This is a genomic window from Arthrobacter sp. SAFR-044 (genome assembly GCF_051965175.1).
GTDB lineage: Bacteria > Actinomycetota > Actinomycetes > Actinomycetales > Micrococcaceae > Arthrobacter.
This window is the reverse complement of the sequence record NZ_JBQCMK010000004.1, coordinates 329225-345749: the sequence shown is the minus strand read 5'-3', so window position 1 is coordinate 345749 and position 16525 is coordinate 329225. Positions and strand designations below refer to the sequence as shown.

Below are 16525 nucleotides of genomic sequence, written 5' to 3'. Positions count from 1 at the left end.
CGGGCACAGCTGTCTTTTTCCAAAGGAAGGGGGCTGAAGGCCAAGAGGCGGCAGCGGTCGTCGCGGCTGCGCAATAGGCTTGGTCTCAAGCCGCTTCCAACCCATGAAGAATTGAGGCAGAACATGTCATTGAAGGAAAAGTTGAAGGGCGACGTCGTCCCCCACATGAAGGCCGGCAACAAGGTTGCCCTCACCACGGTACGCAACGTCCTCGGTGAAATCGAAACGCGGGAGAAATCAGGAAAGACCCCGGTTGAGCTCGATGACCTCCAGGTCACGGCGTTGCTGCAGAAAGAGGCCGCCAAGCGCCGTGACACCGCCGCCACCTATTCCGCCGCCGGGCACGACGACCGGGCACAGGCCGAGATTGCCGAAGCTGAGGTCATTGAGGCCTATCTGCCGAAGGCCCTGACGCGGGCAGAAGCTGAAGCAATCGTCGACGGGGTCATCGCGGAAATGGGAGCCGAGGGCACCGCGCTGACCATGCGTTCCATGGGCGCTGTCATGAAATCCGTCACCCCTAAGATCGGCGGCCGCTTCGACGGCAAAACGGTCAGCGAGATCGTGAAGGCACGCCTGGCCTGACGATAGGGCGACGACGCAGTCCGGGCACGATGTATTTCCCGCGACCCTGCGCATACTTAGGTCATGGGGTTCCGGGCTCACCGAGCCGATAAGTCGCGGAAAAGCGTGGCAGTGATGGCCACGGCCCTTGTGCTTGTGTCGTGTCTTTCGTCCGCCTGCAACGGCTCGCGGCAAGGTGAGCCGCCCTGTTTCCCGCCAAATTACGCCGTGAACCCGACCGTCGCGAAGCCGGGTGACGCCATCACAGTGCACGCGGCCGACGCTGGCTGCAACCCCCGCTACGGACAGAACGCCCGGATTCAGATCATCGTCACCGACGCCGCCGGCCACGTCGCCATCAGCACGACTGCACCGATGAACGATGCCGGCGGGTTTTCGTACCAGTTTGACGTGCCGCTGCAGACAGCGCCGGGGGAGGCCAGCGTTGAGGCCTACCCTTTCGGCGTGGATTGGTGTGACGATACCGGGACGAACAACCGCGTTCCCCATGCTGAAGGTTTCAGCCGGGCCTCGTGCGCAGCCAGGACAAAGCCGCTGGCCATCAGCCCGTAGGTCACCCAATCCGCGCCTACGATGCCCTCACCGCGAGTCTTCCCAAGGTTCAGCTTCTGGGACGGACGATCAGGGTGACGAGCTGGGGCTCCCGCGGGTCGGGGCTCGTGACAGTGACGAGGTAGTCGTACTCACCGTCCGTGCCGCTGGAGCTGCAAATTGTGATGGTGCCGCTGCCATTCGTCGGTCGCCTGCAACGTTGATCCGCCGCCATCGTAAGCACCGTCAGTGCTTGCACCGATCTCCGGCCAGTATCCAAAGATTTCCCCAAGGTTCAGTGGACTGGCTCAACCGCAAGGACCACGCGCTCAGGCGCTCCCGGGGCAGGACTGAAGACGGTGAACAGATACTCGAACTCGCCGTCAGCCCCTCGTGAGATGCAGATGGGGGAGTCGCCGATGATGTTGGATGATCGGTTGCACGGTCCATCCGCCTTCATCTCGAAGCCAAGCCCCGAGAATACTGCGGCCACGTGGTCGTCCGTCAGTTCTTTTCCGGTGTCCCAGCGGCGGGTGAGACTGGGACATGGGTTCGTGCTGATACACATGAACCGCTCGGGCCGGACGGTTTCGTCGGTCATCTTCCAGTCGGCGGGAATAGAGAGCCGGCCGGCGCGGGAAAGCATGTCAGCAGTCACCATGTCCTCGGCGGAGCGAACAACAAGGAATGCACCAAGACCTACAACAAATACCGCTGCAAGGACGATCAGGACGATCCGCTTCACTGTGTTCCCCCAAAGCCATCAGTGCGCACTGATTCCAAGAAGGCCACCCTCAGTGCTGAATCGCATCGTACCTGCATGGGACACCCGTGTCAGCGCCGACCTGAAACAGGCAGTCCCCCTCTCCAGATTGAGCGGGGTCACCCGGCGCCAGCGCGCTTTGTGCGAGGTCGGAACCATTGACTCTCACCGCTGACAGTGCATCTTGGCGTGGTCGGCGACACAAAAAAGCCCCGGAACATCGTTGACGTTCCGGGGCTTCCTCTTGTGCGCGGAGGGGGACTTGAACCCCCACCCCCTTTCGAGGACTAGCACCTCAAGCTAGCGCGTCTGCCATTCCGCCACCCGCGCAGGTGGTATTCGCAGAAGCCGTCCCGCCTTTCAGCGTTTCGCGTCTCTCCGAAGCAGCGAGAAAAACTCTAACACGACTTTTCGTAGAACAACGAATCGGGCCGAGTAGGTAGGCTGAGGGCAGCGATTCAGCTCGTGCCACCCAGTCATTCCCTATCAAGGAGCCACCAATGCCTGACGTCCTGCCCGAGGATGAAGTTGTCCGGATCTGCCAGGAACTCATCCGGATCGACACCTCCAACTATGGGGACGGGTCGGGGCCGGGGGAGCGGGCGGCGGCAGAGTATGCCGCGGGCCTCATCGAGGAAGTGGGGCTGGACGCCGAGATCTTCGAGTCCGCACCGGGCCGCGCCAACGTTGTCACCAGGATGGCAGGGGAAGACCCCTCCGCCAGCGCCCTGGTGGTCCACGGGCACCTGGACGTGGTCCCCGCGCTGCGGGACCAGTGGTCCGTGGACCCGTTTGGCGCAGAACTGAAGGACGGGCTCATCTGGGGACGCGGCGCCGTCGACATGAAGGACATGGACGCCATGATCCTTTCGGTCCTTCGGAGCTTCGCCAGGGAGGGAAGGAAGCCCAAGCGGGACATCATCTTTGCGTTCTTTGCGGACGAGGAGGCCGGCGGCGTTTACGGCGCGCGCTACGCCGTGGACAACCGGCCCGAACTCTTCGAGGGCGCCACCGAGGCCATTTCCGAGGTGGGGGGCTTTTCTGCCACCATTGGCGGGCAGCGGACTTACCTGCTGCAGACGGCGGAGAAGGGCATCTCCTGGCTCCGCCTGGTAGCGCATGGAAGGGCCGGCCACGGTTCGCAGATCAACACCGATAATGCAGTGACCCGGCTCGCTGCTGCCGTGACGAGGATCGGCGAATACAAGTGGCCCATCGAGCTCACCCCCACCACCCGGCAGTTCCTTGACGGGGTAACGGAACTCACCGGCGTGGAGTTCGACGCCGACAATCCGGACCTCCTGCTCAACCAGCTTGGTACCGTGGCCAGGTTCGTCGGCGCCACCTTGCAGAACACCACGAACCCCACCCTCCTCAAGGGCGGCTACAAGCACAACGTCATCCCCGAGTCCGCCGAAGCCCTGATTGACTGCCGCACCCTCCCGGGCCAGGAGCAGCAGGTCCTTGAGACTGTGCGCGAACTCGCCGGCAACGGCGTGGACGTCAGCTACGTCCACAACGATGTCTCACTCGAGGTCCCGTTCGCCGGCAACCTGGTGGACTCCATGATCGATGCCCTCCACAAGGAGGACCCCGGTGCCAAGGTGCTGCCCTACACGCTCTCGGGCGGCACGGACAACAAGTCGCTCAGCCGGCTGGGCATCACCGGCTACGGGTTCGCGCCCCTGATGCTTCCTGATGAGCTGGACTTCACCGGCATGTTCCACGGCGTGGACGAGCGCGTGCCTGCGGACTCCCTCAAATTCGGCGCCCGCGTTCTGAACACGCTGCTCACCAACTACTGACGGGAGCTGGCCGTGAGCCCAGAGGAACTGCTGCCCGACGAACTCCTGGAGCGCATCCGTGGCCGCGCAGCCGCGTATGACCGTGACAACGCCTTCTTCCACGAGGACCTGAAGGAGTTGGCGGCAGCGGGGTACCTGAAGCTTTTCGTACCAACGTCCGACGGCGGCGCGGGGCTTGGGCTCGAAGCTGCGGCGCAGTGCCAGCGCAGGCTGGCAACAGCTGCACCGGCCACCGCACTGGCTATCAACATGCACCTGGTCTGGACCGGCGTCGCCCACGTCCTGGCGGCCCGGGGCGACCATTCGCTGGCGTTCGTCCTCGAGGAAGCCGCGCAGGGAGAAGTCTTCGCGTTCGGCAACTCGGAAGCCGGGAACGACTCCGTCCTCTTCGACTCACGGACCACTGCCGTGCCGGAACAGGACGGGGGCTATACGTTCAGCGGTACCAAGATCTTCACCAGCCTCTCGCCGGCCTGGACCCGCCTGGGCATCTTCGGCAAGGACCCGGACGCCCGGGCCGGTGCCGGGGAACTCGTCCACGGGTTTATTGCGCGGGATACTCCCGGCTACCGGATCCTGGACGACTGGGACACCCTGGGCATGCGCGCCAGCCAGTCTGCCACCACGGTCCTGGAAGGCGTGAAGGCTCCTGCCGGACGCATCTTCCGCAAGCTGCCGGTCGGCCCCAACGCCGACCCCCTGATCTTCGCAATCTTCGCCTGCTTCGAAAGCCTCCTGGCCGCCGTTTACACGGGTATCGGCGAACGCGCCCTGGCCGTCGGCGTGGAGACCGTGAAGCGGCGCACCTCATTCAAGAACGGCGAACGCAGCTACGCGCAGGACCCGGACATCCGCTGGAAGGTGGCCGATGCGGCGATGGCCATGGACAACCTGTACCCCCAGCTCAGGTCGGTGACCGCCGACGTCGACGCCCTGGCCGACCACGGAACCCAGTGGTTCCCCAAACTGGTGGGACTGAAAGTGAATGCCACCGAAACTGCGCGCCGGGTTGTCGACCTGGCCATCCGCGTCAGCGGGGGATCGAGCTATTTCCGGGGCTCAGAACTGGAACGGCTCTACCGGGACGTGCTGGCCGGGATGTTCCACCCTTCCGACGACGAATCAGCCCACAACACCGTAGCCAACGCGTGGCTGGGGCCGCTGGAGGACTAGACGGTCCTCTGGACCCCACACTCCTAAACGGTCCTCTGGACCTGCATCACCCGGCGCCGCAGCCAGAAGCGCCTGCCGCCGCCCATGTAGAGCTTGCTGCGTTCCAGCTCCCACTTGCCGTATTCAGAGTGTTCCACGAGGCGGCGCCGCGCCTCCGGCAAGGAGTCAACAGGGCTCACGGTCAGTACAAGGTACTCGTACTGCCGCAAATAATCCCGCTCCCGCTGGACCGAGCTGGTGAGAAATTGTTCCTTCATTTGCTCTCCATTTTCGTCCTTTTCCGGCTAACGTGAAGTCATGAGCATCGATCCGCGTGTCGCGCTTTCGTCCCTGACCACCGCTTTGGAAGAACACCTTATAGCAGCATCGAACCGCCGCGGGGACGGTGACCCCTCAGTTGAAGCAGCGTTTTTCGCAGTTGCCGATGCCTTCGAAGTTTACGAGGACGCCCTTTACGAGGCCTACAACGAAGTAACGCCCCTGCAGGTTTTCGATGACGAGGACGAGGAAGACGAAGAAGCCGACGTGGACGAGGACGAGGACCTGGAAATCGTCGAGGAATAACAGCAACCCAACCGCTCCGGCGACGCGGAGGCCCGGAATAAAAAACCGCCGGAAACAGAACCTAAGAGCCGGCGGAAACATCTTCCAGCGCGCGGGCAATCTGCGGCGGGAGGGGTGCCAGCTGGGCGTCGAGGATTTCCTTCAACTGCACCGGTGTCCGGGGGCCCACAATTGCCGTGGCGACTCCCTGCTGTGCCAGCAACCATGACAGCGATACGTCCTGGGGTGTCCGGCCCAGCCCATTGGCCGCCATGCATACCGCATCCACGATGCGCGACGGCTTCTCCTCCAAATACGGCTCCACATAGGCCGCTTCGCTGACCGAGGCCCCACGTGAGCCGGCGGGGATGCTGCCGCGGTACTTTCCGGTGAGCACCCCGCGGCCCAGCGGAGCCCATGCCATCAGGCCCATCCCTGCATCCTCGACAGCCGGTATCAGTTCAGCCTCTGCCGACCGCCTAAGAAACGAGTATTCGGCCTGGACAGCCACCAGCGGGACGCTGCTGATGGCGGCGGCCTTCGCAGCCTGCCAGCCCCTGAAGTTCGAGATTCCCGCGTAACGGGCCCGGCCGGTGCGAACGGCGAACTCGAGCGCCGCCAGGGTTTCGTCCAGCGGAACGTTGCGGTCCCATGCTTCGGCAAACCACAGGTCTATATAGTCGGTGCCCAGCCTGGCCAGGCTGGCGTCCAGGCCGGTGAGCATCGCGTTGCGTGACGTGTCCACCGCATACCGGCCATCCGGCGTCGTCATCCCCGCTTTCGTGGAGATCGAAATCTCCGTGCGGGACACCACGTCGCCCAGGAGCGAGCCAAGGATCGCTTCTGAACCGCCGCCCGCATATGAAGCCGACGTATCCACGTGCCGGCCGCCGGCATCCAGGAAAGTACGCAGCAACTCCGACGCGTCCTGTTCGTCAGTGTCGCCACCCCAGGACCGGGTGCCAAGGGAGAGGGCTGAAACTCGCAATCCACTGTTGCCGACGTAACGCTGCTGCATAGCAGCAAGCTTACGGGCAGGAGCGGCCCTGCCATGCCGTAGGGTCTTAGCGTGAACTGGTTTGAAGCGGCCCTGCTGGGCCTAGTGCAGGGACTGACCGAATTTCTACCGATTTCATCGAGCGCGCACCTGCGGATCGTGGGGGAATTCCTCCCCAACGCAGAGGACCCGGGAGCCGCTTTTACCGCCATCACCCAGCTCGGCACGGAGACCGCCGTGCTGATCTTTTTCTGGCGTGACATCGTCCGGATCGTCAAAGCGTGGGCGGGTTCCCTCGCCGGCAGGGTTCCCCGGCAGGACCCGGACGCCCGGATGGGCTGGCTGGTGATTCTCGGGAGCCTCCCCATCATCGTGCTGGGGCTGCTCTTCCAGGACCAGATCGAGTCCGTGCTCCGCAGCATGTGGATCGTGGCCACCATGCTCATCGTGTTCGGCCTCATCCTCGCCGTGGCGGACGCTATTGGCGCCCAAAAGCGGGACCTTGCCCACCTCACCTACAAACACGGCATCCTTTACGGCCTGGCGCAGGCCCTAGCCCTTATTCCCGGCGTCTCCCGCTCCGGCGGCACCATCACCGCCGGCCTGTTCATGGGCTACACGCGCGAAGCTGCGGCACGGTACTCGTTCCTGCTGGCCATCCCTGCCGTGTTTGGCAGCGGGCTCTACCAGCTTTACAAGGTAGTCACCAAGGAAGGTATCTCAGGACCGTTCGGCCTTCCCGAGACCGCGCTTGCCACGGTGATTGCCCTGGTGGTGGGCTACGTCATCATAGGGTGGTTCCTGAAGTTCGTCTCGACGCGCAGCTACCGGGTCTTCGTCTGGTACCGGATCTTCCTGGGCCTGGCCCTGTACCTCCTTCTCGGTTTCGGCGTCATCAGCGCCTAGGACTAGGCTTGGCATGTGAAATCCTGGACTTCCCGCCCTGTGCCTGCCCTGCCCGGAAACATGCCCGCCATCCGGCTGTTCGATACTGCGGCGGCCCGCGACGTGGCGCTGGAACCCGAGGCCCGGCCTTCCATGTACGTCTGCGGCATCACCCCCTACGACGCAACCCACATGGGGCACGCCGCCAGCTATGTGGCCTTTGACCTGCTGAACCGTGCCTGGCGCGACGCCGGCAGCGAGGTCTCCTATGTGCAGAACGTCACCGACGTGGATGACCCCCTGCTCGAACGAGCCACCGCTACCGGCGTGGACTGGCGCGCCCTGGCCGCGGAGCAGGTGGAACTCTTCCAGACGGACATGGAGGCGCTGAACGTCCTGGCCCCGGACCACTACGTCGGCGCCGTGGAATCCATCGGCCTGATCGTGCCCGAGGTGGAAAGGCTGGTCAGCATGGGGCTGGCGTACCGGGTGGCCGGCGCCAACGGCGAACCTGACGGAGACGTCTATTACGACGTCGAAGCGGCGGGCAAGCAGTCCACGGCACCTGATGCCTGGTCCTTGGGCTGCATATCCCACCTTGGCGAAAGTGCCATGCTGGAGCTCTTCGCCGAGCGCGGCGGCGATCCGGGCCGTGCAGGAAAGCGGCAGGCGCTTGACCCGCTGCTCTGGCGGGTGGGACGGGAAGGTGAGCCGAGCTGGCCCGGCGGCAGCCTGGGCGCTGGAAGGCCCGGCTGGCACATTGAGTGCACCGTAATCGCACAGAAGTACCTGCCGTCGCCCTTCACCGTGCAGGGCGGCGGATCGGACCTGATCTTCCCGCACCACGAAATGGGCGCCGGCCACGCCTACTCGCTGGCTGGCGTGCCGCTGGCCAAGCACTATGCCCACGCGGGCATGGTGGGCCTTGACGGCGAAAAGATGAGCAAATCCAAGGGCAACCTGGTGCTGGTTTCCAGGCTCCGCGCAGCCGGCGAAGACCCGGCAGCAATCCGGCTGGCGATCCTGGCCCACCACTACCGCTCCGATTGGTCGTGGACGGACCAAGGCTTCACGGCTGCCAAGGCAGACCTGGCGGCATGGCGGAAAGCACTCGACCACGCTCCGGAGGGCTCGGGCCCGGCGCTGCTCGCCGAGATGCGGGAAGCCCTGGCAGCAGACCTGAATGCGCCCGCAGCGGTTGCGGCAGTCTCACGCTGGGCACGGAGCGCGAACGACGGCGGTGCTGCCGCCAGCCCCGCGGACGGCGCCTTGGTGAAGGACGCGGTGGACGCGCTCCTGGGCATCCAGCTCTAAGGCGTCAGGGCCGGTCCTGGCCCCGACGCTTCAGGTACCGCTCAAATTCACGGGCGATGGACTCACCACTGGCCTCCGGGAGGTCGGCCGTGTCCTTGGCTTCCTCCAGCTGCCGCACGTACGCAGCAATCTCCGGGTCCTCGGTGGCAAGTTCGTCCACGCCGCGTTCCCAGGCGTCGGCTTCCTCTGCCAGCTCGTGGGTGTCCAGCGGCACCTGCAGCAACTCCTCGATGCGGTGCAGGAGGGCAAGCTGGGCCTTGGGGGAGGGTGCCTGGGCCACATAGTGCGGCACTGCGGCCCACAGCGACACGGCAGGGATTCCCGCCAGAAGGGCCACCTCCGACAGGACGCCGACGATGCCGACGGGGCCTTCGTACTGTGATGCCTCCAGGTTCATGCGCTCCCGCAGTGGAGCGTCATCCGAGGACGTGCTCACCGGGATGGGGCGGCTGTGCGGAACATCCGCCAGCAGTGCGCCCACCAGCACCACGTAGTCGACGTTCAGCGCTTCCGCGTGGACCAGCAGCTCCGCGGTGTAGGCCCGCCATTTATAGGACGGCTCCGTCCCCTGAACGAAGATGACGTCGACGTTGGAGTTGGGCGCACTGGCCTTGTAGATCCGGGTGGAAGGCCACTTGATCTTGCGCTCACCGGCAGCATTCCTGCGCACCGTGGGGCGCGTGAACTGGAAGTCGTAGTACTCGTCCGCATCGATGGAAGCGACTTTCTTGCCACCCCACAATTTGTTCAGGTAGCGCAGCGAATCGCTGGCTGCTTCTCCGGCGTCGTTCCACCCTTCAAAGGCGGCAAGCATCACAGTTATCCGCTGTCCGTCAGCCACTGGCTGCAGGAACCGTTCCCGCTCGGGTCCGGCACCCTGTTCGGCGGTGTCTCCCTCGAAGCTATTCATTTCTTCACCCTACGTCCAAGGTGCTGGCCCGCGCATGGAATGAAGCGCCGCAAATCCCCCGAAACCGGTCCAAAGTGCGCCCGGTCCACGACATATTCGCCAAGGGCGTAGCCCACAGCCTCCGTCCAGCCATGCCCCGTAGACTGGCGTTATGCCGATTCCTGCCGCCAGTTCCCCGCTCAAAGCCGTCCTCTGGGACATGGACGGGACCATCGTGGACACGGAGCCATATTGGATCGCTGCGGAGCATGCGCTGGTGGAGGCACACGGGGGAACCTGGAGCCACGACCAGGCAATGCAGCTGGTTGGCCAGTCCCTGACGTTCTCTGCGGGCCTGCTGCAACAGGCAGGCGTTGAACTGGAAATCCGGGAGATCATCGATACCCTGACTGCCCAGGTCGTCAGCAGCGTCCAGCAGCAGGTGCCGTGGCGGCCCGGTGCCCGCGAACTCCTCGAAGAACTGCATCTGGCCGGCGTACGCTGTGCCCTGGTCACCATGTCCGAGGGCCCGTTGGCCCGCGAAGTGGTGGCCAGCCTTCCCCGGCCGTACTTCGAAGTACTGGTTACCGGGGACACCGTCAGCCAGGGAAAGCCGCACCCGGAAGCGTACCTGACCGCCGTCGAGCTCCTGCAGGAAAGGGATCCCGAACTCGGCATCCACCACTGCGTAGCCCTTGAGGACTCCGTACCCGGTGTGGCTGCGGCTGTGGCCTCCGGCGTCGCCACGGTTGCCGTGCCTCATATTGTTCCGCTGCCTGAGCACCACAGCTACGAGCTCTGGGACACCCTCTCGGGGCGGAGCCTGGTGGAGCTGGAAGCCCTGCTCCTGCGGACCGGGTCCACCAACTCCGTCGCCACCTCCCCGGGTGGTTCCCGTGGCTGAGCCCGGCGCCGGACAAGGCCCTGCATCGGACGTCCCTGCGCGGCGGGAGGGCATCCCCCTGGGCCGCATCGCCGGCGTGCCCGTGGTCCTTGCCTACTCGTGGTTCGTGATCGCGGCCTTCACGGTGATCGTCTACGGGCCGGTATTGGCCAGAAACAACCCCATGCTGGGCGTAAGCGCCTACGTCGTGGCCTTTGCCTACGCCGTCCTGCTCCTCATTTCGGTCCTTGTCCACGAGCTCGCCCACGCGCTGACGGCGAAGATCTACGGCTGGCCCACCCAAAAAATCGTCCTCAACCTTTGGGGCGGGCACACCCAGTTTGAAAGCTTCACCGCTTCCCCCGGCCGGTCTGTGCTCGTTGCGCTGGCTGGCCCGGCCGCCAACTTCGTCCTGGCCGGCGGAGCCTGGCTGCTGCTCGGAACCAGCAGCCTGGGCAGCGTTGCCGAAATCCTGACGAACATCTTCATGTGGGCCAACTTCCTCATCGGTGTCTTCAATGTGCTGCCGGGCCTGCCGCTTGATGGCGGCCGCCTGGTCGAATCGATCGTCTGGAAGGCCACCGGCAGCCAGGCGAAAGGCACCGTAGCTGCCGGCTGGGGCGGCCGGATCATCGTCCTCGCCATTGCCTACTGGTTCCTCCTGCGTCCGTTCCTCGCCGGAGACCAGCCGGACTTCAGCCTCCTGATGATCACCATCCTGGTGGGCGGGTTCCTCTGGATGGGCGCATCCGCGTCCATCCAGCAGGGGACGCTGCGGGGACGGCTCCCGCTGGTCAGCGCCGCATCGTTGGCGACGCCGGCTGCCGGTGTCCCTGCCACAGGCACGGTCCGGGACGCCCTCCGCCTGGGCGCGGCAGGAACAAAATCGGTGGTGGTCTACGGACCGGACGGCCGGCCACAGGGCGTGGTGGACCCTGGCGCCCTTGCAGCGGTGCCGGGCGCTGCGGCGGACACGACGCCCGTCACCGCCATTTCGTTCCCCCTGGCCGCCGGCGCCTATGTTCCCGAGTGGTCCAAGGGGCAGGAGCTGATCCAGTTCCTCTCCCAGCTTGAAGGACGCCACTACGCTGTTGTGGACCACAACGGAACAGTCACCGGACTGCTGACGCAGGAGGCTGTCCTCGCAGCCATCACCGGGAAGCGCCAGCGCAACGATAGGCACCCGCAGGGCCAGAACCGGTAGAGTTACCTGCCGGTCGTGCATTGCCGCGAAGCCACAGCCTCCCCAGGGACCAGCAGGCCGCGGCACAACAGGTTTACAGGAGCGAGGAAGAATCATGAGCAGCGAAACTGCCGTCAACGACGCCAAGGGAGCAGCGCAAGCCGGTGCTGCCGCCAGCGGCTCGCAGCCGGTGGGCGCCGCCCGTCGCCGAGGCCCTTTCCGGGAGGGCGAACGCGTCCAGCTGACCGACGAACGCGGCCGCATGAACACCATCACGCTGGAACGCGGCGGCGCCTTCCACACCCACCGCGGTTTCCTGAACCACGACGAAATCATCGGCAAGGTTGACGGCTCGGTGGTGGTGAACAACGTGGGCCAGCAGTACCAGACCCTCCGCCCCCTGCTGTCCGACTTCGTGCTCTCCATGCCGCGGGGCGCCGCCGTCGTCTATCCCAAGGACGCCGGCCAGATCGTCACCATGGCGGACATCTTCCCCGGCGCACGCGTCGTTGAGGCCGGGGTCGGTTCAGGTGCCCTGTCCATCTCCCTCCTCCGTGCTGTAGGCGACAACGGCTACCTGCACTCCTTCGAACGGCGCGAGGAGTTCGCGGACATCGCCCGCGGCAACGTGGAGACCATCTTTGGGGGCCCGCACCCGGCCTGGCAGATCTCCCTTGGCGACTTCCAGGAGGAAGTGGTCAAGGCCGAGGAGCCCGGCTCCGTTGACCGCGTGGTCCTCGACATGCTGGCACCCTGGGAATGCCTCGACGCCGTCGCCACCGTGCTTGCCCCCGGCGGTGTCTGGATCAACTATGTCGCCACGGTCACCCAGCTCTCCCGCACCGCGGAAGCCATCCGGGCGGATGGCCGCTTCACCGAACCTGATGCGTGGGAGTCGATGGTCCGCGGCTGGCACCTCGAAGGCCTCGCCGTGCGCCCGGACCACCGGATGGTGGCCCACACGGGATTCCTGCTGGTCACCCGGCGGCTCGCAGACGGCGTCACCGGCATTTCGGTCAAGCGCCGCCCGTCCAAGACCGAGTTCAACGAAGAGGACGTAAACGCCTGGACGCCCGGAGCAGTAGGGGAGCGGGCTGTGTCGGACAAGAAACTCCGGCGCGCCGCCCGTGACGCGATCGCGGGGACCAACGTCGTGGACAACCCCGAGATCACGAACTAGTCCACATTTCGGGAGTCTCCACCCCTACCCTTCATCTTGGGACTAATGTCTTAAGAGAAGCGCAGGAAGGGGCTGATACATCATGGAGACACCAAACCAGGACTCCGGACGTACACCGGCAGAGCAGTCTGCCGCCAACGACCTCTCGGTTGCTGACCGCCAGGTCAACATACTTCGGGACAAGCTCAGGCACATCGACCGCCAGTTGGCAGCGGCAACGCAGAACAACTCCAAGCTGGTCAGCATGCTCGAGACCGCGAAGGCAGAGATCCTCCGGCTGAAAAATGCCCTGGACCAGGAAGGGCAGCCGCCCTACAGCTTCGGCACCATCCTCCAGATCAACCCGAAGCGGCAGCCGGCTCCAAGCAACAGCGGCCAGGCCGCCACCGAGGAGTCGGTGGATATCTTTAACGCGGGCCGGAAAATGCGTGTGGGTATCAGCCCGCTGGTGAACATCAACCAGCTGGCTGTGGGCCAGGAAGTGCTGCTGAACGAGGCACTCCTGATCGTGGCAGGCCTGGGGTACGAGCGCGCCGGTGAGCTTGCCACCCTGAAAGAGATGCTGGGACGCGACCGTGCCCTGGTGGTGGGCCGTGCCGACGAAGAGCGCGTGGTGCGGCTTTCAGGTGCCCTCCTGTCCGAGAAGCTCCGGGTTGGCGATGCCCTGTCCGTCGATTCGCGGACCGGATATGCGCTGGAGAAAGTGCCGCGTTCCGAGGTGGAGAACCTGGTCCTCGAGGAAGTTCCGGACATCACGTATGAGGACATCGGTGGCCTTGGCCCGCAGATCGAGCAGATCCGGGACGCTGTCGAACTGCCCTTCCTGCACCCTGACCTCTACCGCGAGCATGGCCTCAAGGCCCCGAAGGGCATCCTTTTGTACGGCCCTCCAGGCTGCGGCAAGACGCTGATTGCCAAGGCCGTTGCCAACTCCCTCGCTGCCCGCGCCGCGGAGCGGTCCGGAAACGTGGACCTGAAGAGCTATTTCCTGAACATCAAGGGACCGGAACTCCTTGACAAGTACGTGGGTGAAACGGAGCGGCACATCCGCCTGATCTTCTCCCGCGCCCGCGAAAAGGCATCCGACGGCAGCCCCGTCGTAGTGTTCTTCGACGAAATGGACTCGCTGTTCCGCACCCGCGGCACCGGTATTTCGTCCGACGTCGAAACCACCATCGTGCCCCAGCTCCTCAGCGAGATTGACGGCGTGGAACGGCTGGACAATGTGATCGTCATCGGCGCTTCCAACCGCGAGGACATGATCGACCCCGCCATCCTCCGGCCCGGCCGGCTGGACGTCAAGGTCAAGATCCAGCGGCCGGACGCGGAAGCCGCGGCCGACATTTTCAACAAATACATCACACCGGACCTGCCGTTCCACGAATCGGACCTGGCCGAACACAACGGTGACGTCCAGGCCACCGTTGACGCGATGGTCCAGCGGACCGTCGAAGCCATGTACTCCACGGACAAATCCAATGAGTTCCTGGAGGTCACCTATGCCAACGGTGACACCGAGATGTTGTACTTCAAGGACTTCAACTCCGGCGCCGTAGTGCAGAACGTGGTGGACCGGGCCAAGAAGTACGCCATCAAGGACCTGCTGACCTCGCACCAGAAGGGGCTCCGGATTGAGCACCTGCTGCGCGCCGTGGTGGACGAGTTCCGTGAGCACGAAGACATGCCCAACACCACCAACCCGGACGACTGGGCACGCATCTCCGGCAAGAAGGGTGAACGGATCACCTATATCCGCACCATCGTCCAGGGCAAAGCCGGCCAGGAGCCCGGCAAGTCCATCGAAACCATGCCCACCACAGGACAGTATCTGTGACCGGTGCACAGGGACCCGCCAGCGGGGAGGCACTCCCCGCCGGCGGGGCCATGCGGGTCATGGGGGCCGAAACCGAATACGGCATCCACGCTCCGTCCGCCCCTTCCGCCAACGCCACGATGATGAGTGCCCGCGTGGTGCAGGCCTATGCCCAGGTCACGCGGCAGCGGGCTGCCGGCGGAGCCGAGACCCGCTGGGATTACACGGATGAGGAGCCGCTGCACGACGCCCGGGGCTGGACCATGGACCGGGGGGCTGCTCACCCCAGCCAGCTGACCGACCAGCCGCCGGTGCTCGACGCTGAGGCGGTGGCCCTGGCCTATGGCCGCGAGGAACTGGAGCTTGACGGGCAGGACGAGTCGGGGACCCTCCTGATGAACATGGTCCTCGGCAATGGCGCGCGGCTGTATGTCGACCATGCCCACCCCGAATACTCAAGCCCGGAGGTCACCAATCCGCGGGACGCGGTGGTCTGGGATGCTGCCGGGGACCTGGTGGGTCTGGCGGCCGTGCGCCGCCTGGCCGCGGACCCCGCCCTGCCGCCGGTCAACCTCTACAAGAACAACACGGACAACAAGTCCGTGTCGTACGGTTCGCACGAGAATTACCTCATGCCCAGGTCCGTGCCGTTCGGGGACATCGTGCGCGGGCTGACACCGTTTTTCGTCAGCCGCCAGGTGGTGTGCGGAGCGGGCCGGCTGGGAATAGGGCAGGACAGTTCCACCCCGGGCTTCCAGGTCAGCCAGCGCGCGGACTTCTTCGAAGCCGAGGTGGGCCTGGAAACCACCATCCGCAGGCCCATCATCAACACCAGGGACGAGCCCCACGCCACAGCCGACAAGTACCGGCGCCTGCACGTGATCATCGGGGACGCAAACCTCAGCCAGGTGTCCAACTACCTGAAATTCGGCACCACCGCCCTGGTCCTCAGCCTCATCGAGGCCGGACTGGCACCGAAAATCGAGGTCTACGAACCCGTCGCCGCACTGAAGACGGTGAGCCACGACACCTCGCTGACCGCCAAGCTGCGTCTGCTGGACGGCAGGCGCGTCACGGCCCTGGACCTTCAGTGGATGTACCACGAGGCCGCGGCCAAGCTCGCCCAGGACACTGGCGTGGGGGACGCGTTGGACGGCGACGGGCATACCTACGACGTCCTGGAACGGTGGGCGTCCGTTCTCACCCAGCTCGACAGCGACAGGGCCGCTGCCGCCACGTCAGTTGAGTGGCTGGCCAAGCTTTCCCTGTTGGACGGCTACCGCCAGCGCGACGGCCTGGGCTGGAATGATGCCCGCCTGGGCCTGGTGGACCTCCAGTGGGCGGACATCAGGCCCGAGAAAGGCCTCTACTACCGGCTCCTGTCCAGGAACCGGATGCAGCGCGTGGTCGAGGACTCCGCCATCGCTGCTGCTGTAGCAGAGCCGCCGGCCGATACCCGGGCGTTCTTCCGCGGGAAGTGCATCAGCAGCTTCGGCAAGGATGTCGTGGGCGCAAGCTGGGATTCGGTCATCTTCGACGTGCCCGGCTACGGGAGGCTGCAGCGGGTGCCCACCAGGGAGCCGCTGAGGGGAACCAAAGCCCTGACCGGAGCGTTGTTCGAGCGCTACCGGGAAGCGGGTCCGTTCCTCGGCGAACTGCTCGGACACAACAGCACTCCGCCTGCGGCGTAAACCGCGCCGGAACGCCCATCCCGTGGCAGGATGGGCTTATCGGAGGATCCGCCGGATCCACCGACGGAAAAAGGAGGGAAACCAATGGCAGGCCAGGAGCAGCAGCAGCCGCAGTCACGTGACAGCCAGGTCGACGAAGACATCCCCGAGGCACCCCCGGCACCGCCCGAGGCGCAGGCATCGGCATCGACCGAAGGCGTGGACGACCTTCTCGACGAGATCGACGGTGTCCTGGAATCCAACGCCGAGGAGTTCGTCCGGGCATTCGTCCAAAAGGGCGGCCAATAACC

General features: G+C 65.0%; 17 protein-coding genes and 1 tRNA gene. 13 read left to right on the top strand and 5 right to left on the bottom strand.

From position 1 onward, the window contains the following. The first annotated feature begins 123 nt into the window (after positions 1–123). The gene (locus ACTHQS_RS08955; RefSeq protein ID WP_440167921.1) at positions 124–585 is read left to right on the top strand and encodes a GatB/YqeY domain-containing protein; all 462 of its coding nucleotides are present in this window, start codon (positions 124–126) and stop codon (positions 583–585) included. Positions 586–792: 207 nt separating this feature from the next. Further along, positions 793–1137, top strand: a complete 345-nt coding sequence (locus tag ACTHQS_RS08950) for a hypothetical protein (RefSeq protein WP_440167919.1) — start codon at positions 793–795, stop codon at positions 1135–1137. A 274-nt stretch (positions 1138–1411) separates the two neighbouring features. On the opposite strand, the gene ACTHQS_RS08945 is transcribed toward ACTHQS_RS08950, so the two are convergent. After that, complete coding sequence (locus tag ACTHQS_RS08945) at positions 1412–1861, bottom strand: hypothetical protein (RefSeq protein WP_440167917.1); 450 nt, start codon at positions 1859–1861, stop codon at positions 1412–1414. Between the two features lie 265 nt (positions 1862–2126). Then, positions 2127–2209 (bottom strand) — tRNA-Leu (locus tag ACTHQS_RS08940). 170 nt (positions 2210–2379) lie between these two features. Here ACTHQS_RS08940 and ACTHQS_RS08935 point away from each other — a divergent pair. Both ACTHQS_RS08935 and ACTHQS_RS08930 read left to right on the top strand, forming a co-directional pair. Next, positions 2380–3684, top strand: a complete 1305-nt coding sequence (locus ACTHQS_RS08935; RefSeq protein WP_440167915.1) for a M20/M25/M40 family metallo-hydrolase — start codon at positions 2380–2382, stop codon at positions 3682–3684. 12 nt (positions 3685–3696) lie between these two features. Further along, positions 3697–4857, top strand: coding sequence for an acyl-CoA dehydrogenase family protein (locus ACTHQS_RS08930; protein WP_440167913.1), 1161 nt, complete (start codon positions 3697–3699; stop codon positions 4855–4857). Between the two features lie 23 nt (positions 4858–4880). Here the strand turns inward: ACTHQS_RS08930 and ACTHQS_RS08925 are convergent, their stop codons facing one another. After that, the gene (locus ACTHQS_RS08925; RefSeq protein WP_440167911.1) at positions 4881–5114 is read right to left on the bottom strand and encodes a DUF5703 family protein; all 234 of its coding nucleotides are present in this window, start codon (positions 5112–5114) and stop codon (positions 4881–4883) included. 40 nt (positions 5115–5154) lie between these two features. On the opposite strand from ACTHQS_RS08925, the gene ACTHQS_RS08920 reads away from it, so the two are divergent. Then, positions 5155–5421, top strand: a complete 267-nt coding sequence (locus ACTHQS_RS08920; protein WP_018771129.1) for a hypothetical protein — start codon at positions 5155–5157, stop codon at positions 5419–5421. A gap of 61 nt (positions 5422–5482) precedes the next feature. Here ACTHQS_RS08920 and ACTHQS_RS08915 read toward each other — a convergent pair whose 3' ends face one another. Beyond that, positions 5483–6418 (bottom strand): aldo/keto reductase, encoded by a 936-nt coding sequence (locus ACTHQS_RS08915; RefSeq protein WP_440167909.1) that lies wholly within the window; start codon positions 6416–6418, stop codon positions 5483–5485. A gap of 51 nt (positions 6419–6469) precedes the next feature. Here ACTHQS_RS08915 and ACTHQS_RS08910 point away from each other — a divergent pair, with 51 nt between their 5' ends. Together ACTHQS_RS08910 and mshC are read left to right on the top strand one after the other, a co-directional pair. Beyond that, positions 6470–7303 carry an undecaprenyl-diphosphate phosphatase gene (locus tag ACTHQS_RS08910; RefSeq protein WP_440167907.1) on the top strand — a complete coding sequence of 278 codons (834 nt, stop codon included), beginning with the start codon at positions 6470–6472 and terminating at the stop codon, positions 7301–7303. Between the two features lie 15 nt (positions 7304–7318). Beyond that, on the top strand, positions 7319–8596 hold the full coding sequence (mshC, locus tag ACTHQS_RS08905) for a cysteine--1-D-myo-inosityl 2-amino-2-deoxy-alpha-D-glucopyranoside ligase (protein WP_440167905.1): 1278 nt from the start codon (positions 7319–7321) through the stop codon (positions 8594–8596). Between the two features lie 4 nt (positions 8597–8600). Here the strand turns inward: mshC and ACTHQS_RS08900 are convergent, their stop codons facing one another. Next, complete coding sequence (locus tag ACTHQS_RS08900; RefSeq protein ID WP_440167903.1) at positions 8601–9506, bottom strand: PAC2 family protein; 906 nt, start codon at positions 9504–9506, stop codon at positions 8601–8603. Between the two features lie 151 nt (positions 9507–9657). Here ACTHQS_RS08900 and ACTHQS_RS08895 point away from each other — a divergent pair, with 151 nt between their 5' ends. The 6 genes from ACTHQS_RS08895 (at position 9658) to ACTHQS_RS08870 (ending at position 16523) form a co-directional block, all read left to right on the top strand. Next, positions 9658–10389, top strand: coding sequence for an HAD family hydrolase (locus ACTHQS_RS08895; protein ID WP_440167901.1), 732 nt, complete (start codon positions 9658–9660; stop codon positions 10387–10389). Next, complete coding sequence (locus ACTHQS_RS08890) at positions 10382–11572, top strand: site-2 protease family protein (protein WP_440167899.1); 1191 nt, start codon at positions 10382–10384, stop codon at positions 11570–11572. Before ACTHQS_RS08895 ends, ACTHQS_RS08890 begins: the two co-directional genes overlap by 8 nt. Before the next feature lie 94 nt (positions 11573–11666). Beyond that, on the top strand, positions 11667–12731 hold the full coding sequence (locus ACTHQS_RS08885) for a tRNA (adenine-N1)-methyltransferase (RefSeq protein ID WP_440167897.1): 1065 nt from the start codon (positions 11667–11669) through the stop codon (positions 12729–12731). Positions 12732–12813: 82 nt separating this feature from the next. Further along, a complete protein-coding gene (gene arc / locus ACTHQS_RS08880; protein ID WP_440167896.1) occupies positions 12814–14565 on the top strand; it encodes a proteasome ATPase in 1752 nt (583 codons plus the stop codon). Between the two features lie 50 nt (positions 14566–14615). After that, complete coding sequence (gene dop / locus ACTHQS_RS08875) at positions 14616–16235, top strand: depupylase/deamidase Dop (protein ID WP_440168017.1); 1620 nt, start codon at positions 14616–14618, stop codon at positions 16233–16235. An 84-nt stretch (positions 16236–16319) separates the two neighbouring features. Continuing rightward, positions 16320–16523 carry a ubiquitin-like protein Pup gene (locus ACTHQS_RS08870; protein WP_015937113.1) on the top strand — a complete coding sequence of 68 codons (204 nt, stop codon included), beginning with the start codon at positions 16320–16322 and terminating at the stop codon, positions 16521–16523. Positions 16524–16525 lie beyond the last annotated feature (2 nt).